At 31.4% G+C, this 22265-nt stretch carries 20 protein-coding genes; 10 read left to right on the top strand and 10 right to left on the bottom strand.

The genetic code is table 11. The features are described 5' to 3' along the window. Nucleotides 1-2: 2 nt before the first annotated feature. The 10 genes from RM538_RS00775 to RM538_RS00730 all read right to left on the bottom strand — a co-directional run bounded on the left by RM538_RS00775 (nt 3) and on the right by RM538_RS00730 (nt 13243). A complete protein-coding gene (locus RM538_RS00775) occupies nt 3-1220 on the bottom strand; it encodes a TolC family protein (protein ID WP_311331484.1) in 1218 nt (405 codons plus the stop codon). Further along, nucleotides 1217-4933 (bottom strand): efflux RND transporter permease subunit, encoded by a 3717-nt coding sequence (locus RM538_RS00770; protein ID WP_311331483.1) that lies wholly within the window; start codon nt 4931-4933, stop codon nt 1217-1219. Before RM538_RS00770 ends, RM538_RS00775 begins: the two co-directional genes overlap by 4 nt. 109 nt (nt 4934-5042) lie before the next feature. Next, complete coding sequence (locus RM538_RS00765; protein WP_311331482.1) at nt 5043-5456, bottom strand: HYC_CC_PP family protein; 414 nt, start codon at nt 5454-5456, stop codon at nt 5043-5045. Nucleotides 5457-5527: 71 nt separating this feature from the next. Next, nucleotides 5528-7480 carry a heavy metal translocating P-type ATPase gene (locus RM538_RS00760; protein WP_311331481.1) on the bottom strand — a complete coding sequence of 651 codons (1953 nt, stop codon included), beginning with the start codon at nt 7478-7480 and terminating at the stop codon, nt 5528-5530. Then, the gene (locus RM538_RS00755) at nt 7477-7839 is read right to left on the bottom strand and encodes a DUF3703 domain-containing protein (RefSeq protein ID WP_311331480.1); all 363 of its coding nucleotides are present in this window, start codon (nt 7837-7839) and stop codon (nt 7477-7479) included. Before RM538_RS00755 ends, RM538_RS00760 begins: the two co-directional genes overlap by 4 nt. 56 nt (nt 7840-7895) lie before the next feature. Beyond that, nucleotides 7896-8309, bottom strand: coding sequence for a Fur family transcriptional regulator (locus RM538_RS00750; RefSeq protein WP_311331479.1), 414 nt, complete (start codon nt 8307-8309; stop codon nt 7896-7898). A 2-nt stretch (nt 8310-8311) separates the two neighbouring features. Next, nucleotides 8312-10498: a TonB-dependent receptor gene (locus RM538_RS00745; RefSeq protein ID WP_311331478.1), complete on the bottom strand. Its 2187-nt coding sequence runs from the start codon at nt 10496-10498 to the stop codon at nt 8312-8314. A 49-nt stretch (nt 10499-10547) separates the two neighbouring features. Next, on the bottom strand, nt 10548-10868 hold the full coding sequence (locus RM538_RS00740; protein WP_311331477.1) for a DUF6660 family protein: 321 nt from the start codon (nt 10866-10868) through the stop codon (nt 10548-10550). 104 nt (nt 10869-10972) lie between these two features. Then, a complete protein-coding gene (locus RM538_RS00735; RefSeq protein WP_311331476.1) occupies nt 10973-12775 on the bottom strand; it encodes a DUF6119 family protein in 1803 nt (600 codons plus the stop codon). A gap of 63 nt (nt 12776-12838) precedes the next feature. After that, nucleotides 12839-13243 (bottom strand): hypothetical protein, encoded by a 405-nt coding sequence (locus RM538_RS00730; RefSeq protein WP_311331475.1) that lies wholly within the window; start codon nt 13241-13243, stop codon nt 12839-12841. Between the two features lie 122 nt (nt 13244-13365). Between RM538_RS00730 and RM538_RS00725 the strand changes: the two genes are divergently transcribed. The 10 genes from RM538_RS00725 to RM538_RS00680 are packed head-to-tail and all read left to right on the top strand — an operon-like array spanning nt 13366 to nt 22137. Beyond that, nucleotides 13366-14253 carry a protein rep gene (locus RM538_RS00725; RefSeq protein WP_311331474.1) on the top strand — a complete coding sequence of 296 codons (888 nt, stop codon included), beginning with the start codon at nt 13366-13368 and terminating at the stop codon, nt 14251-14253. Nucleotides 14254-14281: 28 nt separating this feature from the next. After that, a complete protein-coding gene (locus RM538_RS00720) occupies nt 14282-15172 on the top strand; it encodes a DNA adenine methylase (RefSeq protein ID WP_311331473.1) in 891 nt (296 codons plus the stop codon). After that, nucleotides 15172-16095 (top strand): type II restriction endonuclease, encoded by a 924-nt coding sequence (locus RM538_RS00715; protein ID WP_311331472.1) that lies wholly within the window; start codon nt 15172-15174, stop codon nt 16093-16095. The genes RM538_RS00720 and RM538_RS00715 overlap by 1 nt, the downstream gene beginning before the upstream one ends. Further along, complete coding sequence (locus tag RM538_RS00710) at nt 16088-17563, top strand: ATP-binding protein (protein WP_311331471.1); 1476 nt, start codon at nt 16088-16090, stop codon at nt 17561-17563. The genes RM538_RS00715 and RM538_RS00710 overlap by 8 nt, the downstream gene beginning before the upstream one ends. 5 nt (nt 17564-17568) lie before the next feature. Beyond that, complete coding sequence (locus RM538_RS00705; RefSeq protein ID WP_311331470.1) at nt 17569-18228, top strand: hypothetical protein; 660 nt, start codon at nt 17569-17571, stop codon at nt 18226-18228. A 1-nt stretch (nt 18229) separates the two neighbouring features. Continuing rightward, entirely contained in the window at nt 18230-19312 is a 1083-nt protein-coding gene (locus tag RM538_RS00700; RefSeq protein ID WP_311331469.1) for a hypothetical protein, read from the top strand. Nucleotides 19313-19352: 40 nt separating this feature from the next. After that, nucleotides 19353-19883 (top strand): hypothetical protein, encoded by a 531-nt coding sequence (locus RM538_RS00695; RefSeq protein WP_311331468.1) that lies wholly within the window; start codon nt 19353-19355, stop codon nt 19881-19883. 3 nt (nt 19884-19886) lie between these two features. Beyond that, entirely contained in the window at nt 19887-20375 is a 489-nt protein-coding gene (locus tag RM538_RS00690; protein ID WP_311331467.1) for a DUF7004 family protein, read from the top strand. A 5-nt stretch (nt 20376-20380) separates the two neighbouring features. Beyond that, on the top strand, nt 20381-21232 hold the full coding sequence (locus tag RM538_RS00685) for a DNA-methyltransferase (RefSeq protein ID WP_311331466.1): 852 nt from the start codon (nt 20381-20383) through the stop codon (nt 21230-21232). After that, entirely contained in the window at nt 21232-22137 is a 906-nt protein-coding gene (locus RM538_RS00680) for a DUF5655 domain-containing protein (RefSeq protein ID WP_311331465.1), read from the top strand. The genes RM538_RS00685 and RM538_RS00680 overlap by 1 nt, the downstream gene beginning before the upstream one ends. Nucleotides 22138-22265: the final 128 nt, after the last annotated feature.

Here is a 22265-nt window from a genome sequence, read left to right as displayed (position 1 = left end):
TTTTACTGAATTAAATAATTAATGATTGTACTTTGCACATAGTAGGTCTTCACAGATTCTATTTGGTTCATTTGAAACTTTAGCTGCAACTCTTGAATATCCAAAACATCATTAAAATCAATCGTTCCTGTTTCATAGCTTTTGATTAAAATGTCTTCTGCATCTTTGGCTTGCTGTAGGTTTTTGGTTTGGGTAGCATAACTTATTCTTGCAGAAATGCGTTCGTTATTCGCTTTGTCTAAAAGAGTTTCCAATGAATTTAAACGTTCCTGTTTTTGAGCAGTAATTTCCTGCTGTTGCAAATCATTTTGTTTGGTTTGGGATTTATATTTCTTATTGAAAATTGGGATAGATACCGAAACCATTGGCATTACAATATCCTTTCCGTTATCGCTGAAATCCATATTTGGTCTTTCAGCAACATTGATATAATCTAATCCAAAACCAATCATTGGACTGCTTTCTTTTTGATTCAATAATTCTGATTGCTCTATGGATTGGTATAGTTTATCATATTTCAATAATTCAGGATGTAATGCTAAACTTTCAGTATTAACTTCAAAATCATCTGATGGAATAACTAAACTATCTACCACATTCACGGTAACATCATTATCTCTATTCAATAGATTATTGAAGTTAGTTTGTTCTGCTAAAAACTGTTGTTGCAATACATCTTTTACTTGTTGCATTTCGTTCTGACGCATTTGCAATCGCAACACATCTACTGCGGATGCTTTACCAACCTCTACAGAAGTTAATGCCAACGTTTCATAAGTTTCTAATAGTTTGATGTTTTCAGTTAAAACCTCTTGCTTTGCTTTGTTAGCGTATAGATTATAATAGGATTGTGATACCGAAGCCATTAGTTTTCGCTTTGCGATGACAATGTCTTCGTATTTAGCATCTGCCAATGAACTCACGTAATTTTCTCTCGAAGTAATAGTCCCAAACCACGGTAACATTTGTTTAGCATATACTTTAAAGCGTTGTGCACCTGTTCGTGTTTCTGGCTCACTCACAAAATAACCAACTCCAAATTCGGTATTCGGAATGGTATTCACTTCATTTACTTTTTCTGAAGCTCTTTTATATTGCAACTTAAACTTTTGAATTTCTGGATTGTTTGATTCTGCTTCTTGAATGTAGGATTGAAGCTCTTGTGCTTTCGCGAAAGCGGAAACAAACAAAATGCTGATTATTAGAATTATATTTTTCATTTTGATGTTCTTTTAAGTTGAAATTCGGCTTTCCAGCTGTACAATACTGGTACAACAAACAAAGTGATTAAGGCAATGAGCATTCCGCCAAAACTTGGTATTGCCATAGGAATCATAATATCGCTTCCTCGTCCTGTAGAGGTTAATACTGGTAATAATGCCAAAATGGTAGTAGCAGTAGTCATTAAACAAGGTCTGATACGTTTTTCTCCTGCTTCTACAACAGATGCTCTTACTTCCTTTTTATTATCTGGTATGTTTCTATCGAAAGTTTGCGTTAAATACGTTGCCATAACTACACCATCATCCGTTGCAATTCCGAAAAGAGCAATAAAGCCCACCCAAACTGCAACACTTAAATTGATTGGGTGCATTTGGAATAAATCGCGTAGGTTTTCACCAAAGACATTGAAGTTTAAAAACCAACCTTGACCATAGAGCCAAATCATTATAAAACCACCTGCAAACGCTACTGCGATACCTGTGAATACCATTAAGGACGTACCAACCGAACGGAATTGGAAATACAGAATTAAGAAAATGATTGCCAATGCTAACGGTACAACAACCGACAAGGTTTTTTCTGCTCTTAATTGATTTTCGTAAGTTCCTGTGAATGCATAGTTGATTCCTTTTGGTACAATTAACTCACCAGAATCTATCTTTTCTTGAATCAATGCTTGTGCATTTTCAACAACGCTTACTTCTGCAAAGCCATCTAATTTATCAAACAAGACATAACCTACCAAAAAGGTATCTTCACTTTTAATTACTTGCGGACCTTGTTCGTATCTTATAGTTGCCAATTCGCTTAATGGCACAGGACTACCTTTTTCAACAGGCACATAAATCTGTTGTAAATCGGTTGGGTTTGCTCTTAATTCTCTTGGGTATCGTACACGCACACCATAGCGTTCTCTACCCTCAACGGTTTGGGTTAATACCATTCCGCCAACTGCAACTTTAAGTACATCTTGTACATCTTGTATTGAAATACCATAACGTGCAATTTTTTCTCTATCAATATCAATTAACAAATAGGGTTTCCCTACGATACGGTCTGCAAAAACAGCTTCCTTTTTAACCCCTTTAGCTTCTTTGATGATGTTTTCCAATTTCACACCAAACGCTTCAATTTGTTTTAGGTCTTGACCTTTTACTTTAATTCCCATTGGTGCTCGCATTCCTGTTTGAAGCATCACTAATCGGGTTTCAATAGGTTGTAGTTTGGGTGCTGAAGTAACACCTGGTAACTTTGTAACTCTTACGATTTCATTCCAAATATCGTCTGGTGACTGTATTTCTGGTCGCCAATTACGGTAGAACTCGCCATCATCGTCTGGAATGAGTTGTTCTTTTGCTTTAAGAGATTGCCACGCTTCACTCTGTTCCGCTCGCAATGACATTCCGTTTTTTAACACATATTCACCATCATCATTGACTTTGTAGCGTTGGCGTTGACCATTTTCATTTAGCATATATTCTGGTTTGTACTGAATGATGTTTTCATACATTGATAGTGGTGCTGGGTCTAAAGCTGATTCTGTTCTACCTGCTTTACCAACTACGGTTTCAATCTCTGGAATACTGGCTACTGCCATATCTAATTGCTGTAAAACACGTTTGTTTTCTTCTACGCCAGAATGAGGCATCGAGGTTGGCATTAGTAGAAATGAGCCTTCATTTAAAGATGGCATAAACTCTTTGCCTGTATTCTTCATTATAAAAAATCCTGCGATGACAATAGCAGTCGGAACAGATAAAAACAATAGTTTATTATCTAAACACCACCTTAAAATACGTGTGTAATATTTTATAAATAATGAGAAAACACCCAATAAACCAAAGCAAATAATACTAACAAAAATGAGATTCCAAAAAATGGTTTTATCAACGCCTAATGGTCTCCAGTATTCGGCTAACAAGAACACAATAGCTGATACCGAAATAATAATATTGATAAGATTAGTTTGCTTGTCTGTTATCTTATTTTGAAGATTGAGAAGTGCTGTAATTCCAAACGCTATTAATATCAACCCTAACCAATACCCATAGACTATGGCTACGATTCCCAATGCTATTAAAACACCATTTAAAACATATTTAAAAGTGCTTTTAATGTTTTTCTTTCTGAATAAAAATGCAGCAAACGGCGGAATTAAAAATAACGCTACTATTATAGAGGCTGTTAGTGCAAAAGTCTTTGTGAAGGCTAATGGTCTGAATAGTTTTCCTTCCGCTCCAATCATTGTAAATACAGGAATGAAACTGATAATAGTTGTCATAACTGCGGTTACGATTGCGCCAGATACTTCAGCTGTTGCGTTATAGACTACTGTGTTAATTGGGATGAGATTCCCACTTTCGTGGGAACGATTCTCGTCTAAATGCCGAATAATATTTTCTGATAGTATGACACCAACATCGACCATTGTACCAATAGCAATTGCAATCCCAGATAATGCGACAATGTTGGCATCTACACCAAAGAGTTTCATTGCAATAAATACCATTAAAACTGCAACTGGTAATAATCCTGAAATCAAGACAGAAGCTCGAAGATTAAACACCATAATGATTATAACCAAAATGGTAATCAATATTTCAAGAGTTAAGGCTTCATTGAGTGTACCTAAAGTTTCTTGTATCAATTCTGTTCTGTCATAAAAAGGCACTATGGTAACTTGTGATGTTCTTCCATCTGCCAAAACTTTTGAAGGTAATCCAGCACTTAATTCATTAATTTTTTCCTTTACGTTATTAATGACTTCCATTGGGTTTGCACCATAGCGAGCCACCACAACAGCACCAACAACTTCGGCACCTTCTTTATCCAATAGACCGCGTCGTGTTGCAGGACCTAAAGAGACTTTTCCAATATCTTTGATTTTGATTGCTGTATAATCTTCGGAAGTGACTACTGCATTTTCGATGTCGGAAATGGATTTTACATAACCCAAACCACGAACTAAATATTCGGCTTGGTTAATTTCCAAAGTCTGTGCACCAATGTCTTTGTTGCTTTCCTTTACCGCTTTTACGACGTGATGCAATCCAATATTATATTGACGCATTAATTCTGGATTCACATCCACTTGGTATTCCTGAACATAACCACCAATAGAAGCGACTTCAGATACACCACTTGCAGACGATAGCGCATACTTTACATAGTAATCTTGAATACTGCGTAACTCGTGTAAATCCCAACCACCAGTTACATTTCCGTTTTCATCACGACCTTCAAGCGTATACCAAAATATTTGACCTAATCCTGTAGCATCTGGACCCAACGCAGGATTAACACCTTCTGGTAATAAGCCACTTGGTAATGAATTAAGTTTTTCGAGAATACGACTTCGACTCCAGTAAAATTCTATGTCTTCTTCAAAAATGATATAGATACTTGAAAAGCCGAACATAGAGGAACTACGAATGGTTTTAACTCCTGGAATTCCCAATAGGGAAGTGGTAAGAGGATAGGTGATTTGGTCTTCTATATCTTGCGGTGAGCGACCATCCCATTTGGTGAATACGATTTGTTGGTTTTCACCTATATCTGGTATGGCATCTACAGCAACAGGATTGCTTGGTAAAAATCCTGTGTCCCAGTTAAATGGTGCGTTGACTGTTCCCCAACCTACAAAAAGGACGAGTAGCAGAACTGCAACGAGCTTATTTTCTATTAAATATTTTATGCTTTTATTTAGCATGAGCTTTGATAATTAAACAATTAGACATTGATGTTTGGTAAACACCGAATACAGCAAATTATCCTTACAACATTGCAGTCATAGGATAAAAGAGTCTATAGTTTAAAAATCAAATTAAATAGGTCTCGTCAATCTTATAGAGTTGCCTGACGACGAGTGGTGGTTTGTATGCTTCGTATGAAGATACTTTTGTGTTTAACCCTTCAAAAAGGTTACTATAAGTGTAAACAAAAGAAGTTATAAATAGTTGTTGATCAATCGTAATTTTATCAACTTGCAATTGTAATTCGTCTTGACCTTCAATTGATAATTGTTCATCATCACAACAATTTTTCTTGGTAATAGAACATCCTTCGGTTGAAGGCTTTTCCATTTCCATTCCGCACCCTTTGGCCTTCTGAAAAATAGCAGTTTCGACTAAAGTTTCTCCGCAATAATGCATATTCACAGTAAATGACATTGTAGAGAATAACACTACAAAAGCCATTGCTAAAGACATTATTTTATGGAAAAATTGCTTCATACTGTTTGCGAAGTTACGAAATTTTAACAACTATTGATTTTGTTTAACAGAAGTTTAATTGACTAATCTGCTTAATCCCAACTCATTCGTTGTAATCGAACTGCATTTAAAATTGCTAATAATGCTACTCCTACATCTGCAAAAACAGCTTCCCACATTGTGGCTAAACCACCTGCTCCTAAAATCAAGACAATAACTTTAACACCAAATGCTAAAATGATATTCTGCCAAACAATTTTACGTGTAGAACGACTAATCCTAATAGCCCTCACTACTTTTGATGGTTGGTCTGTTTGAATAATGACATCTGCTGTTTCAATAGCTACATCACTACCTAAACCACCCATTGCAATACCAACGTTACTTGCTGCTAAAACAGGTGCGTCGTTTATACCATCACCTATAAAGGCTATTTTGTTTTCAGGATTTTTCTTTAAAATTTCAACTTCGTTTAATTTATCTTCTGGAAGTAAACCACCTTTAGCATTTTCGATATTCAACTCTTTAGCGACTTGTTGCGTGATGGAATCTTTATCACCGGAAAGCATCATAATATTTTTGATACCTACTTTGTGTAATGATGTAATAGTTTCTTTTGCATCTTCCTTTAATTCATCTGCTATGACTATATAACCTGCAAATTGATTATCGATTGCAACTAATACTATCGATTCTACAATAGATTCCGTTTCAGATGGAACATTAATATTATTCGCAATCATTAATGCTTTATTACCTACTAAAACTGTTTTACTATTTACAATTCCTTTTAATCCTTTACCTGCAATTTCAGAAACGTCTTGAGCTTCAAAATCTTCTCCTTCTGATTTATACTCTAAAATTGCTTTAGCAATTGGATGCGTGGATTGTTCTTCCATCGCCATTAAATATTGCATAAATTCGGTTTCTTTCCAATCAATTGCTTTTACTTCTTTGATTTTAAAAACACCTTTAGTTACGGTTCCTGTTTTGTCCATTACCAAAGTATTTATCTTGGTCATTGCATCTAAAAATGAAGCACCTTTAAATAAGATTCCATTTTTTGAAGCTGCTCCCAATCCACCGAAATATCCTAATGGAATTGAAATCACTAACGCACAAGGACAAGATATTACCAAGAAAATTAATGCTCTGTATAACCAATCTCTAAAGACATAATCATCTACAAAAAAGTAAGGTATAAAAGTAACACCAATAGCTAAAAACACTACAATTGGTGTGTAGATACGAGCAAACTGTCTAATAAATAACTCAGTTTTAGATTTGCGTGCTGTCGCATTTTGAACCAAGTCTAATATTCTCGCAATAGAACTATCTTCAAACTTATTGGTTACCTCAACCTCAATAACACTTTCTAAATTGATTGTGCCTGCATACACTTTTTCTCCTGTTAAGATGGAAGTTGGTTTGCTTTCGCCTGTTAGAGCTGCGGTGTTTAGAGCTGCTTTTTCGGATAATAAAACCCCATCTAACGGTATTTTTTCACCTACTCTTATTTGAATCTTCTCTCCTATATTCACATCTTCGGGCGACACACTTATATAGTCATCATTACGAAACACATTAGCTTCTTTTGGTCTAACATCTAACAAGGCTTTAATATTTCCTTTTGCTCTGTTTACTGCTGCATTTTGAAATAATTCACCTACTGCATAAAATAGCATTACTGCAACACCTTCGGGATATTCACCAATTACAAATGCACCAATAGTAGCAATAGACATTAAAAAGAACTCGGTAAAAACATCGCCTTTTATAAGACTTTTCCATCCTTCTTTGATTACTGGAAATCCAACTGGAATATATGCCAAAGTGTACCAAACTACTCGAATCCATCCTTCAAATTGAGGAATCGCATCAAAATAATCTACAGCGATACCTACAATTAACATTACAAAACTTATGATAGCAGGAATGTATGTTTTGAATGCACTTCCATCTCCGTGGTCGTGACCATCATCGTGAGAATGTTGTTCTTCTGAATTTGGTTTTAAATCTCTTAAATTGACTTTCTTTTTTTTCATTTAATTTCTAATAATATTTCAATGTCATTTGGAATAGGCATACGTTTTAATGGTGGCACGTTTGCTCCACCTGTATTACCAAGTGGAACGTGATTTATAAATGATTTCCAGCCACCCAAAAGCAATCTAATTATTTGACCTATTACTTCTTTCGTATCTTTTTGTCTAAATCCAAATTTTAGCATTAACCAATGTGAATAGGTATGTTCTATTGGGTAAGATTGACCTATGATATGACTGCGTTCTAAATGATACCAAGCATCACCAAATTGTTTATTTTCTAAACAGGAACTGTGTTTTTTTAATTCTTCGTTATACGCCTGTTTTAGATTTTTAGGTATTTTAGTATTAAACTTCATATCCTCTAATTTTGGATAAATGTACTTTAATAGCAAGTGCAATGGAAGTGCAATAATTAGCCACTACACTTATCGCAAATACCTTTTACCACCAAATTTACATTCTCTGACACAAAACCATCAGGTACTTTAATCTGCGGTATTTTATGTTCTGTTAAGCATACGGTTTCATTGCAATTGTTACAATGGAAATGTAAGTGCAAATCGGTTTTTATATCACAATTACATCCCTTTTCGCATAAAGCATATTTTGTAATCCCTGTACCATCGTCAATTTGATGCACAATATCCTTTTCTTCAAAGGTTTTAATAGTTCTGTACAAGGTAGTTCTATCTGCTTTTTCAAAAGCATTTTCAATATCACTTAATGTTACCGCTATCTCTTTTTCTGCAAGAAACTTATAAATTAACATACGCATTGCTGTAACACGAATATTTTTTGACTCAAATACTTGTTCTATTGTTTCCATATTTAATCGTGGTCTTCGTTTCCAAATGGTTTAATAATAAGTCCTACACTAAATATAAAACCATCTGTAGGTGCATAAATCTCTGGAAAAACAGGATTGTCGTGTGGTGGTAAAACCAAAGGTGAAAATCTGCTTTGTCTTCTATCTGTAAAGTTTTCGAAATTTACAAATACACTTCCTAATTTAAAGTTACGCATAACCAATAAACCCATAGTTACAAAGTCTGTAGTTTCGGTTCCATTAGATAAAAACTGTTTTCCTGTATAAAAGGTTTCGTAACCAATTCGCCATTTTTCAGATTCGTACATTAATACACTACCTGCGTTGTGTTTTGCGGTTAATGGCTTCTGTGGATTACCAGGTAAATAATTTAGTTTGGTATCAATAAGCGCATAGTTTAAAAACCATCTAAAGTCTTTGTAAGTAAATTTAATATTGGTTTCTGCTCCTTTGCTAAAGATTTCATCTGGTGCATTTTCAAACTGAAATAAACCGTTATCTACAGAATTTAAAAGTAGACCATCATTTATTGCAGTCACATAGAATAATTGGTTTATAGAAAAACCAATCTCATCAGATAATCGTGTTTGATAGTTTACATCGAAATTAACACCATAAGAACGTTCTGCATCTATTGTTGATTTATCTATGGCGAGGACATTTTCAAAATTAATATACTCTGCTTCTTCTGTAAAAATATCAGGAATCTTATACCCTAAACCTCCACCAATTCTACTTGAAAATCCACTATTGTTTTTATAAAGTAATGAAATTCTTGGAAGTGGAAAGAAACCGAAATCCGTATTATAATCTGCTCTTAATCCTGTTTCTAATATCCAATTATCTGATAAATCATAAATATTATTTGCAAATGCGCCAAAGGTTACATCTTTTTGGTCTCTCTGTAGTGGTGCGTTATCATTTTCATCGAAATTTGAGGTATAAAGATTAGCTCCAACTATCCAATCCGTTTTTTCTGATGCTGTATTATATGTGATTTCAGTAAACGTATTTGTTTGTTTGCCATCAAAATTGAAATCCGGAACGGTTAAATTCCTATCGAAAAAAGAGACACTATTTTTAAACTCTACTGAACTAACGGAATCTAATTGTGTTTGATATACCAATTGACTGCTTAATCGTTTTGAATTGTTTTCTTCTGTATATTGATGAATACCTTCTTCACCACTTTCAATTTTGGTAATATCTCCACCAATTCTATCATCGTACGTTCCGTTTAATCCAAACCAAAGTGTTGTTTTATCTGATGGATAATAAAATAATTTTGGATTGAATGAAATTGATGTTGTTTTTGGTAGGTTACTAAAGCCATCATCTTCTGGGTCGTATGCTTTTTGGTAATGACCAGAACCATAAAGTGATACACCGAATTTTTCATTTCGTTTGCTATAAAATACATTGGCAGTACTTCCTAACGCTTGGGTTTGAGTTAGCATAATATCTAATGCAGGTTCTTCATCTGGTGTTTTAGATACCATATTTACTAATCCTGCAATAGCACCTCCACCATAAAGTGTTGACGAACTTCCTTTAATAATTTCAAATTGTTGTAAGTCTAAAGGTGGTATTTGTAAAATACTTAACCCACTTGAGAAACCACCATATAATGGAAATCCATCTCTTAAAAGCTGTGTGTACCTACCATCTAAACCTTGAATACGAATATTGGTACTCCCACTACTTAATGATGTTTGTTGCATTTGTATTCCTGTGCTTTCTCGAAGCACCATAGAAATATTAGTAGGATTCATTATTGCTTTTTCTCCTAATTCCTCTGCACCTATAAACTCTATACGTGTCGGTATTTTTCTAACGGTTCTCGTACTTCTTGAAGATTGCAGTACTACAGCATCTAATTGATTACCACCTTCTTTTAATTTAAAGACTAACGCTGTATTACTTGGAATTTGAATTGTTGTCTCTAATGCTTCAAAGCCTAAAAAGGAAATTATTATTTGATGCTGACCATCTGGTATTTCTGTAAAAGTTGCAATACCATCAAAATCGGTTACTGCTCCTTTTTCTAATGCTTCAAAATAAACTGTTGCGCCCAATAAAGGCTCGTTTTCAGCTTCTGTTAGGACTTTTATTTGTATGTCTGATGTTTGTGCCTGTAACGATAGGCAAAGTATTAATATGAGCTTTATGCTCAATAGGTATTTATTCATTGAATTGTATTTGTAATTAACTAAATAATTGATTTAAAATCGATTTGTTTTAGCTGATTACTTGTGGCGGATGCCAAATATTGGAAAGGAAATTAAACCCGTAAATAGGTTGATATGTAGAAATTAACTCCGTCGAGATTTCAATATTAAGTTTTAAATCAAATGTCTTGATGGGTTCGTAAGTAATTGTCATACCGCAACAATTACAAATACAAGTTACAGGACAAGAATCGTCGCTATCTTCTTGATGATTATGATTTGTACTTATCTCGTCTTGATGCTGCTGGTCTTCTATATTTTGCCCATCAGAACAAGGCTTTGCTGAAAGCAATAGTATAATTAATGATAATATGATTGTTACAAATTTCACAATTACAAAGATAAAAATTTAATGATGCAATGGTTGTGCAATTATTTTATTTAAGCGACAACCTTTGCTTTCTCCTTATTAAGTTTTTTAGAACCATATGCATATTAAGAATTACTTATTTCTATTATTTCAATAGGATAATTAAAAGTGCTCATTTCCCTGATACATTGAATTAAAGAGAATTTAGCAATATTAGATTCTAACTTTTCGACATTATTTCTAATGACAGGAACACGTTGTGTATCTGACTTAAATGCCATTACAAATACTATTTCTTTACCTCCTGTAGCAAATTTTTGAATAAATGAATCCTTATCTACTATCTCATAACCAACATTATCAGCTCTTCTATTATAGCTATCTATTACATCATTGACAAATGCATTATCTCCAGAATTGCGAGAAATCATAAACCTATTGGCCGAAATAACTATTTGGTTACATAAATCACGAATTTTAGCATCAAAACCTGTTTTAATATGAATAAGATAAATTGTATCATCACTTTCATACATAATATCGCATAGCTCAATATTCTGACCTAACGCTTTATCAAAAACCCAATAATTAGGCTCATTTCTGTAAAGAGAATTATAGGCATCTTCACTACTTGAAATCCAAGAGTTAAATAAAATATTTCTTTGAGAATGATGTCTATTAATCATTTGACTGCATAATTTATTCATAGAGTCTGTAAAATCATCTTTTACAAAATACCATTTAGAATCTATGTGAAATATAGGCTTGTTTTCATACTGTAGTTCACAGGTTACATAATGCCAAAAGTTTGCCCATACATATTTCTTTTTTTGATTTCCTTTAAATCCTTCAACTTTTAATCCCCACATTAGTTTGTTAAAATCCAATTGACTTGCATTTAAATCAAGTTGATTAAAAATATATTTTAGACCATCCTCATAAATTTTATTTCTATCCTTAACTTCTAAAAAGTCTTTGCGTTGCCCTTTCATCTTTATCTCAAACCTATCGCACTCATAGAACTGCTTTATTTTAGATGGATGAACAAAATCTATATCGGCTTTTTTAGGGTTTTGCCCTCTTGTTTGAGAAAATCTATTTAACATATCATCACGAAGCTCAATCATTAAGATTTTTACAAATTCATTATCTGTTAAACCTCTTTCTTTAATTTCCACAAATGATGTTAATGGTCTTCTTGTTTGGGTATCTATAATTTCATTAATTCTCTTAAATAGTAAATGCAATTCTCCAAATGAGATTCTATGTTTTATGTGAAAATATGAAGCAATTTCTAACTGTACATTTTTATCACCAAAATCTATAAAATCAAAATATGTATCTCTAATAGCATCTTTTAAAATTAAATTAATGCTCGTCGGAATATTTACAAAATTTAGAACATCACTTAATCGTTGGCCTTCTTTAAAAATTCTATTACTTTGAGTTAATGTTCCAGAAATACCTCTTGTTGTAAGTGAGACAATTTCCTCATCAAGAGTTGTTAGATATTCATAAAACTCCAACCCAAAACGATGATTTTGAAATGCCTTTATAACCATTGTACCACCTCCGCCAATAACAGCAAATATTTTATTATCTATACAAGCAAACAACACAAATGATATTTTTAGAACTGTGAAGTCAAGGTTTTCTGATAATGTCGTAGGTAAAAAACTATCCCAATGCGCTTTTTTTTCTTTTTCGTTATATACGTACGCGTAATAGTGCACACCATCTATTACCTTGGGTAATAATTCTACATTTATAGATTCTGTTTCATCTATTCTTGTTTTGTGGTTTTTTACAAGGGTATTGACTATTTGATGATTAGTTAAGCCTTTAATATCTCTATGCGTAGTATCAATTTGAAATATTTTGATTTCATATTCACCGTTTGCTCTCAATCTTAAATCTTCTATACTCATTTGTTTTTTGATATACGAACTCAATACAACCTACTTTAGTTGTCTCGGGTTATCTTGGATTATTTATGCTACAACCTTTGATTTCTCCTTTAAGTTTTCAAGATGCTTTACCATATTGCTTTTACACCATACCTCTTGTTTTATTGTTGGTGGGTGACCAATAGCTTTGGTTAACTCTTCCATCATAATCTGTTCAACTGCATCTACAAATTCTTCAGTAGTAGATATACTATCGTGAATAGTGTATATAGGTGCTAATGGATATTCTTCTGAAACACGCTTTGCTATGACGTTAATCATTAAATGACTCTCTATGCTCTGTAATAATCTTGGAAGTAGAGATTTGTCCTTACTTTTTATTTTGGCAAATACATCATACACCGCTTTAAACTTTTGTTCAAATAACCTTTTGGGTGCTGCTTCTGCTTGCCCCTTAAATTGGTTGGATGTAAACAACACTTGATACATTAGCAGATAACAGGACAAACAAAACAGGACAAAACAATATAATTGTCAATGGAAATGGCTCAGACCTCAGCAAAAAAGAGGCTTTAAAGGGAAGAGCAAAGCGTAAGACAATAACTCAAATTATGATGCTAAATCTCATCTCAATAGCACAAGAAAATGGAGAACCCGAATTAGAAAAATCATATTGGAATACCTATTACTGCCAACAAAATATTTTTACAGCTGATGGTAGGTTATATAGTAAATATTGTAAGAACAGATTTTGCACACTCTGCTGTGCCAATCGCAAAGCAGATATGATTAACAGGTACTATCCTATTCTAAAAAAGTGGAAAGAACCTTACTTTCTTACTTTGACTGTTAAAGCGTGTAAAGCTCACCAATTAAAAGCATACATAAGGGCTATGCTTAAAACTTTCCAGAAGATTACTGAGAAGCACCGCAAAAGGTATCAAAGAGGTACAGGATTAAAGTTAATAGGCATTAAATCTTTAGAAAGTAATTTCAATCCAAAAACCAAAACATATAATCCTCACTTTCATATTATAGTTAAAGATAAATGGATGGCTGAGGTGATTAAAAAAGAATGGTTGCAAAGAAGTAAAAAAGGATATACTGCTCATTGGTGTCAAGATATTAGACCAATCACAAATTTAGAATCTGGATTAATAGAGATTATTAAATACGGGAGTAAAATTTTTACAGAAGCAGACATTAAGAGTAAAGCTAAACAAACCGATACAGCTTATATATACTTAAAAGCCTTAGATACCATATTAACGGCAATGAAAGGTAAACGTATCTTTGATAGATTTGGTTTTGATGCACCCAAACATATAAAACCAAAGTTCACACCTGCAAAACTATTATCAAGTTACAATGAATGGGAATTTAGAATTGAAAGCTCCGATTGGATAAATAATCTAACAGGTGAAGTACTTACAGAGTACAAAATACCATCTCGTTTGCAGGCTATTTTAGATAATAATATTGATTCAGAAATACTTTAGTTTGTATATTGTAAAAAAATAAAGATAAATGACTGCAAAACCCTTTCTTAAATGGGCAGGTGGTAAAACACAGCTTATAGATGAAATAAAGAATAACTTACCTGAAAACTTAAATAATAGACCATTCACATTTATAGAGCCTTTTGTTGGTAGCGGAGCTGTTTTTTTCTGGATGATGGATAAATTTCCAAATATTGAAAAGGCAGTAATTAACGATATAAATACTGATTTAACAGATTGCTATATTTCAATCAAAAAGGATTTAGAGGATTTAATTAATATTCTATCAAAGTATAAAACTGAATATCACGCTATTTTTAATGATAAGGAAAAGTCAAAAGAATATTATTATGAAAAGCGTTCTCTTTTCAATACTCGTAAATCAACCCGAACAGTCCAAAGTGCTTTATTTATCTTTTTAAACAAAACTTGTTTTAATGGGCTGTATAGAGTAAACAGCAAAAACCAATACAATGTTCCTATTGGTAGATCAAAATCTTTACCTAATATATGTAATGAAGAGAATTTGAGAGCTGTTTCAGAAATTTTACAAAGAACTATCATATTAAATGGTGATTACACCAATACTTTAGAATATGCGGATGCTAATACCTTATTCTATTTTGACCCACCATACAAACCATTAAGCGAAACATCAAGTTTTAATTCTTATGCAAAAGATGTATTTGATGATGCTCAACAAATAAGGTTAAAGGAATTTTGCGAAAAATTAAATGATTTAGGTCACCAATGGATATTAAGTAATTCAGATATGAAAAATATAAATCCAGATGATAATTTCTTTGATGATTTATATGAACAGTTTAATATTTTTAGAGTAAATGCAAGAAGGAGTATTAACTCTAAAGGAAACAAAAGAGGAAATCTTACCGAACTACTAATTACCAACCTTTTTTAATGAAAAAACTAACGACATTATTAAACTTTAGCTCTGATAATGAATTATTTGATTACATAATCTCAACCTTAAAATTAAAAGGAATAACACAATGGGATTATTTTGTTAAATGGGAAAAGGTTCATAATAATATTAAACCTTACGAAGTAGAATTAAACATACTTAACGTACTCATTGGTAAGGAAAATATTGAAGAAGAACTAACCAACTTAATATTACAATATCCTAAGGTAGTTAATATTATACCACTTTTATTAGCTATCAGATTTAAAAATAAGGCAGAACAAAAGATTAATATCTTAACAGACCTTAAAACATTTGAATACGATCATTTTGATTTATCTATAAAAGTGCCTAATAAGTTAGAAGCTGAAAACATTGCTTCTTTCTTTGTGGGTTGTGGTTTAGGTGATTTAGTTAAGGATAAAAAGGTTAAAAATTTAGTTGACTATGCCACAGGGGTAGAAGTTGGTTTAGATAGTAATGGCAGAAAAAACAGAGGTGGTCATCAAATGGAGGATGCTGTTGAAGTCTACATAAAAGAAGTATGCGACGAACTTAATTTATCTTACCTAAAAGAAGCTAATGCAAAAGCAATAAAAAATGCTTGGAATATTGATATTACTTTAGACAAGTCATCAAGAAGATTAGACTATGTTATCAATAAAAATGGAAATCTCTATTTCTTTGAAGTAAATTTCTATAATGGTGGTGGCTCTAAATTAAAATCGACTGCTACAGAATATGTAAATATGAATCAATATTGGAATAACCAAAATATTTATTTTGTTTGGATTACGGATGGTGCTGGTTGGTTAAGTGCTATTTTACCATTAAGAGAATATTTTGATAAAGCCGAATATTTATTGAATTTAGAAATGCTAAAAAATGGAATCTTAAAAAGTTTATTAATCAATGAGTAATTTTAAAATAGACCTTACTACAGGTGACAAATTCTGGACTCCAAAAGGGTTAGGCGCATTAGGTATGGATCCTAATAGAGCTTTAGCTGAATTAGTTGCAAACTCATTAGATTGGCGTAGAACTGACAAGATTAAAACTGAAATATCAATTACTATAGGTAAAGGATTTATTGATATTACTGATAATGGTGTTGGTATGACAGTAAATGATTTAAAAAATGCTATTAAGTTATCTGTTGCAAATGATGAATTAAGACCTAATTTAAGAATTAGAAAAGGGATGTTTGGTATGGGTATGAAAGTAGCCTGCTTAACACTTGGATGGAAAATTACTTTTAGAACTAAATCCATTGAAGAAGATAATATTGAGCATAAAATAATATTAGACACAAGAAAGTTAGATGATGAAGTTTCAAATTATAGAAACAATATTAACGGGTCTTCTTCAGAACCAACAAGTGATTCGCCATTATCTAATTACGAGAGCGGTACTTCAATAAGAATTGAAGATCTTACCTATAATTCATTGATAGGGATTTCAGTAAGAGATTCATTACAAGAGGTGTTCAAGCCTGAATTAGGTATTGAAAATATTGAAATCAAAATAATTGACAAAAACAGGGATGAAGTATTACAATGTGTAAGAAAAGAAGTTGGTATTATTGAAGATTCTAAAGTAGATTTAGACGAACTTGAACTTTATGTAACTAATACTGATTCTGGTGAAAAAGAAAAGATTAAAGGCTGGTTAGCTTTAATGGAAGTAAGTAGTCCAAGCGGTAATTGGGGCTTGCATCTTTATAAAAACAATCAAATAATTGAACGTTTTCATCAACTCCCAATCAGATTAGGTGGTTTAATGTCTAAAAACCCTCACGCCGAAGTTTCAAGAACGTATGGTGAAATAGAGTTAAGTATGTGTTCACCTGCTTTTCATAAAGTTGGGTTCGATCATTCAAGTGATGAATGGACACAAGTTCAAAAACTGCTTGAATCCCATATAAATAAAATAATGGAAGCTTCTCAAAATTACAAGAAAAGCAATAAAGAGAAATCAGCTGAAACCATTAAGAAAATTCAAAAACATAAAAGAGCAAGTAAAAAAGCTTCAGAGAAACTCAAATCTCATATTGAAGACAAAAACAAACCTGAAGATGCATTTACCTTAAATGATGGTAGATGGTTTACTATTGTATCACCTGTTTTTAAAGAACTTAACGAGAATAATACACCTTGGATATATAATTTTTCAAAAGCTTCATCAGAATTATTAATAATAATTAATACATCATCACCTATATATATTGATGCGGAAAATAAAGGATTAGATGATAATTTATTAAGTAGTATAACTAATTGGGCTATTTCTGACTCTGTTTTTTTCTTGTTAAGTAAAGAATATAATTACTCAAATTCTGAAGCATTAATTATCAGAAATGATATTCTGTCTAAACTTTACAAATCTTAATAGTTATGGCAGATAAATTAGACCTTTTAAATAAGAGTGTGCCATTACTAAATAGGTATGACAAATATCTTGAATGGGAAAGCCAAAATTCAACTATAAGCTTACAAGTAGTTTCACAAAATTTAGAAATTGCAACACCTTATGTTGAAGCATATACAGATATGGGAAAATTAGACTACCCTGATGAATTTAACACTATAGATAGTCTCAACATTGATTTAGATTCATTAGTACTAATTTTGAAAGAGGAGTCGGATATTAGAGAACATATCTATGCTAACTATTCAAGTATAATTTTAAATACAACTCAACCAATAAAAGCATTAAGGAATTTTATTGAGGGCAATAACGAACCCTTATTTAGAGATAAATTAGAATCTATTACGCCTCAAGCTTATTTTAAAATTGCTCAATATTTAAAACAAGTAGGAATAATAGAAGGTACTATTAATAAAGGTTTTAGAGGTCTATTAGTCTCTATTGGACGCAAGATTCAAAATGATGAGTATGTTTCAGACAAACAATTTGATTGGGTTGTTAGGGCTATAACTCATTCTAACATTCACTCATTAAGTGTTTTTACTAATGAAATAATTGAAAAAGATTTTCCTGAAGATTACATAATTTTTAAAGAAATCATTACAATTATAGAAACTCAAAATTAATATGAAGAATGTTGATTTACTTAATTCAGAAATATTAAACTTACCTACATATAGAGGGGATAATGATTTTTTAAATCACCTCGATAAGTTATATTCTGACTATTTGAAATTAATTAAACTATGTAAAGGTAATATCTCTAAATTAATTACTTCTAAGTTACCTCTTATCGAAAAAGAAATAGATTTAATTAAAGAGTCTGTTACATTATATTTTAAAGGGAAGACAAGTGAATCTTATTCAAAAATTTCTAAATGTCTTACGCTTTTAAATCAAAATTCATTTTTAGAGGTTGGATATATTGAAGGTGATTTTTATCGAATTAGAAATGCTAACAATAATAATTTGAGCAGAAAAGATATATTTCATATTCCTTTTCAAATTAGAGAAAAAGTTGCAACACAAAGATATAGTATACCAGGTCTTCCTTGTTTATATATAGCCGATTCTATATACACTGCTTGGGAGGAAATGAATAGACCTAATTTTAATGATATTCATATTTCAAGGTTTAATTTTAAAGAAAAGAATTTTAATTTACTTTTTCTAAACACTTCCACCCGAGAAATAAGAGAAAGGTATATTTCAGAAGACAAAATTGTTAATGAAAATATTGTTGTAAAATTTTTGAGCTTCTGGCCTTTATTAGCTGCTTGTTCTTATAATGTTAGTAAGAAGCAAGATGTTTTTAAGCCTGAATATATTATTCCTCAAATGGTTTTACAGTGGATTATAGACACACCTAATATAGATGGTGTTCAATTTAAATCTAATAGGTTACTATCAAACAGTAAGAATGTTGGTAGTTTTAATAATGTCGCCATTCCAGTACAAAGTAATAAACAAAATGGCTTCTGTGATATTTTAACTCAAAAGATTCAATTTACTGAACCATTATCTTGGTCTTTATTGGACATATCATTAGTAGATTTAACAAGTTCTAAAACACTCGAAGATTTATCAGTGAGTTCAATACAAAAAGCATCCTATATTGAACTTATTAATGGAGAAAAAACAGATTACTTTAAAACTAAATTTGGTGTTATGGAAAAAAAATTATTGTCAATGAAATTAGAATATATATAGATTTAATGTTAATCAAAATTTAAAATACAATGCGCTTAAAATGGCAATAAGACCTGACAACTCAATTTCAATAATTTTAAATAACATAGAACAATTCAATAACAAAAGTGACATTCGTAACTTTTTATTAAATAATTGGATTCAAGAGGCTTCAGGTTCTAAATACAGGTATTTCGTTGAAACATTAGCAAATGGTAATAGAATTTATTTAGAAAGACCAGGAAGGCTAAATAAAGGGTGTGATTTTGTTATATATATTGAAAATACACATTTATGGAATAATGGTAATGATAGACCACCAGATCATAATTATATTTTAAATGATTTAACAATAAAAAAACAGTTATTAAATCAAGCAGAATGGACTTCTCTACTTAATTCTATTAATAGTATATATAATTGTGAAACTTATAATATTGCTATTCAGTACATTCAAAATTTACCAGTTCTAAATGGTCATTCTTATGAAATATTACTAAAAACTATTAGGTGGTTTTTAATTGAGCAGGATATTACTTATTGGTCTGGTCAAGGTAGAGGTATGTTTCATTCAACAATTCAAAATATTTAATTTATGGCAAGATTAATAAAAGGTTTAAAAAACAATAGGAAAGTAGTTTTTGATGCAGGTAAATTTGATGATTGGTGTGTATATGTAGTTGAAGAAAATGGAAGTAGAAAAGCACCTTTTGATATAGATTATTTTACAGATTTAAAAACATTATCTGCTCATTATATAGGCAACAAAGTTTATGATGATTTTGTTACGATATATAATTTAACAACAAAAAGCATTGATGCTAATGTTATAAATCAAATTAATAAAATTGTTATTACATATCAAGAACAACATCAAATTATCATAGAACAATGGTTAACAGTTTTATATGCTGGTATGATAGCAGAAGAAAACAAACAATTTGCTATACTTAAAAAGCGTGTTAAAAGATTAGGGATGCACCAAGTTTTAATTGAAAACTTATCTCCAAGTATTGCAGCTAATTTCAGTAAAGGTAAAAAATGGCGTGAGTTAGATGCTGTAATGAAACCTAAAGGATTTTAATATTAATGAATCAATACTATCATATATCAAAAGATGAAAATTTCAAACTTATAAAAGGTGATTGTCGTAAAGTTATTCCAAAATTAGACAAGCAATTTGATTTGGTTTTTGCAGACCCACCTTATTTTTTATCAAATGGAGGTGATACAATTCAAAGTGGTAAAATTGTGAAAGTTGATAAAGGAAAATGGGATAGAACCACAACAAAAAGAATTATGCGCAATTTTAACCGTAAATGGTTAAGTGAAGTAAGAAATGTAATGAAAAATGATGCTTCTCTGTGGATTAGTGGTTCATTTCATAATATATTCAATATTGCCGAAATTCTAACTGATTTAGATTTTAAAATATTAAATGCCGTTACTTGGCAAAAAACAAATCCACCTCCTCATTTAGCTTGTCGCTATTTTACACATTCTACAGAAGTCATAATATGGGCAAGAAAACAAGAAAAAAAAGCTCATTATTTCAATTATAATTTAATGAAAGAAATTAACGATGGCAAGCAAATGAAGGATGTTTGGACTTTACCTGCAATAGCACCTTGGGAGAAAAAATTTGGAAAACATCCTACCCAAAAACCCTTATCAGTACTAACAAGAATAATATTAGCATCTACAAAACCAGATGCTTTGATATTAGACCCATTTACAGGTAGTAGCACAACTGGTATAGCTGCAAATCTCTTAAGTAGAAAATTTATTGGTATAGACACATTAAATAAATTCTTAAATTTAGGTATTGAACGAAAAAAAGAACTTGACCAAATCGATAATTTAAAACAGTATTGCAGTAAAATTAGAGGATTTAGTGAAAAGCACAAATTATTTGAAATTATAGAAAAACAAAAAACATAATGAATATATATAGTTTAGATAAAAATAATGCTATTAAGCATATAAAGGAAACCCCTTTTAGACTTGAACGTGATATTCAAAATGTTTTTGAACAGAATTTAAAAGAGTTATTAAGTTTAGTTTTAGTTAAATCGGAATTTACTATAAAAAATAAAAGAATAGATACATTAGCTTATGATCCACAATCTAAAGCTTTTATAATTATTGAATATAAGAGAAGTAAAAACATTAGTGTTGTAGATCAAGGTTTTACCTATTTAAGTTTAATGCTTGAAAATAAAGCAGATTTTATAGTTGAATATAATGAAACTTTAAAATCAACCCTAAAGCGTACAGATTTAGATTGGAGTCAAACAAGAGTAATTTTTGTTTCATCAAGTTTTACTGAAAATCAAAAAACTGCCACTAACTTTAAAGATATTGCTATTGAATTATGGGAAGTAAAAAAATACGAAAACAACTTAATAAGTATTAATCCTGTTAAGAAAAGTAAATCTGCGGAAAGTATAAAACCTATTACATCTTCAAATTCACAATTAGAATCAGTTACAAAAGAAATAAAAGTATATACAGAAGATTTCCATTTAGATCCATACCCTGATAGTACAAGAGAGCTATATGAACAATTTAAAGATAGTATTTTGTCCCTTGCTGACGATATAGAAATTGATCCAAAAAAACATTACATAGCATTTAAAAAAGGTAAAAATATTGCTGATATAGTTACACTTAAAAAAGGTTTAAAAATCTTCATTAATTTATCTAAAGGTCTTTTAGACGATCCTAAAGGATTAATGCGTGATGTGTCAAAAACTGGTCATTGGGGGAATGGTGATTATGAGGTTTCAGTTAAAGACACCAAAAATATAGAATACATTATGAGCTTAATAAAACAAGCAATTTAAGTAGTTAAAAACAGTTGAATTGTCAACTATTCTGTCAACTAAAAAAACAAAACCCTATAAACATTAAGCTTATAGGGTTTTTTGCGGAGAAAGAGGTTCTTCCCCTATATCTTTAAACGTATTGTTTA

Origin of the sequence: Patiriisocius hiemis (assembly GCF_031846325.1) — a bacterium.
In the GTDB taxonomy this organism is placed as follows: Bacteria; Bacteroidota; Bacteroidia; order Flavobacteriales; family Flavobacteriaceae; genus Patiriisocius_A; species Patiriisocius_A hiemis.
Note: the sequence above shows the minus strand (reverse complement) of the source record. Positions and strands in the feature narration are given on the sequence as shown.

Bases quoted from the DNA above. Each gene is read 5' to 3' on its own strand.
- RM538_RS00735 (WP_311331476.1), bottom strand. From the start codon at position 12,775: ATGAGTATAGAAGATTTAAGATTGAGAGCAAACGGTGAATATGAAATC.
- RM538_RS00745 (WP_311331478.1), bottom strand. From the start codon at position 10,498: ATGAATAAATACCTATTGAGCATAAAGCTCATATTAATACTTTGCCTA.
- RM538_RS00710 (WP_311331471.1), top strand. From the start codon at position 16,088: ATGAGTAATTTTAAAATAGACCTTACTACAGGTGACAAATTCTGGACT.
- RM538_RS00760 (WP_311331481.1), bottom strand. From the start codon at position 7,480: ATGAAAAAAAAGAAAGTCAATTTAAGAGATTTAAAACCAAATTCAGAA.
- RM538_RS00755 (WP_311331480.1), bottom strand. From the start codon at position 7,839: ATGAAGTTTAATACTAAAATACCTAAAAATCTAAAACAGGCGTATAAC.
- RM538_RS00685 (WP_311331466.1), top strand. From the start codon at position 20,381: ATGAATCAATACTATCATATATCAAAAGATGAAAATTTCAAACTTATA.
- RM538_RS00705 (WP_311331470.1), top strand. From the start codon at position 17,569: ATGGCAGATAAATTAGACCTTTTAAATAAGAGTGTGCCATTACTAAAT.
- RM538_RS00765 (WP_311331482.1), bottom strand. From the start codon at position 5,456: ATGAAGCAATTTTTCCATAAAATAATGTCTTTAGCAATGGCTTTTGTA.
- RM538_RS00730 (WP_311331475.1), bottom strand. From the start codon at position 13,243: ATGTATCAAGTGTTGTTTACATCCAACCAATTTAAGGGGCAAGCAGAA.
- RM538_RS00680 (WP_311331465.1), top strand. From the start codon at position 21,232: ATGAATATATATAGTTTAGATAAAAATAATGCTATTAAGCATATAAAG.
- RM538_RS00715 (WP_311331472.1), top strand. From the start codon at position 15,172: ATGAAAAAACTAACGACATTATTAAACTTTAGCTCTGATAATGAATTA.
- RM538_RS00725 (WP_311331474.1), top strand. From the start codon at position 13,366: ATGATGCTAAATCTCATCTCAATAGCACAAGAAAATGGAGAACCCGAA.
- RM538_RS00750 (WP_311331479.1), bottom strand. From the start codon at position 8,309: ATGGAAACAATAGAACAAGTATTTGAGTCAAAAAATATTCGTGTTACA.
- RM538_RS00770 (WP_311331483.1), bottom strand. From the start codon at position 4,933: ATGCTAAATAAAAGCATAAAATATTTAATAGAAAATAAGCTCGTTGCA.
- RM538_RS00700 (WP_311331469.1), top strand. From the start codon at position 18,230: ATGAAGAATGTTGATTTACTTAATTCAGAAATATTAAACTTACCTACA.
- RM538_RS00720 (WP_311331473.1), top strand. From the start codon at position 14,282: ATGACTGCAAAACCCTTTCTTAAATGGGCAGGTGGTAAAACACAGCTT.
- RM538_RS00775 (WP_311331484.1), bottom strand. From the start codon at position 1,220: ATGAAAAATATAATTCTAATAATCAGCATTTTGTTTGTTTCCGCTTTC.
- RM538_RS00695 (WP_311331468.1), top strand. From the start codon at position 19,353: ATGGCAATAAGACCTGACAACTCAATTTCAATAATTTTAAATAACATA.
- RM538_RS00690 (WP_311331467.1), top strand. From the start codon at position 19,887: ATGGCAAGATTAATAAAAGGTTTAAAAAACAATAGGAAAGTAGTTTTT.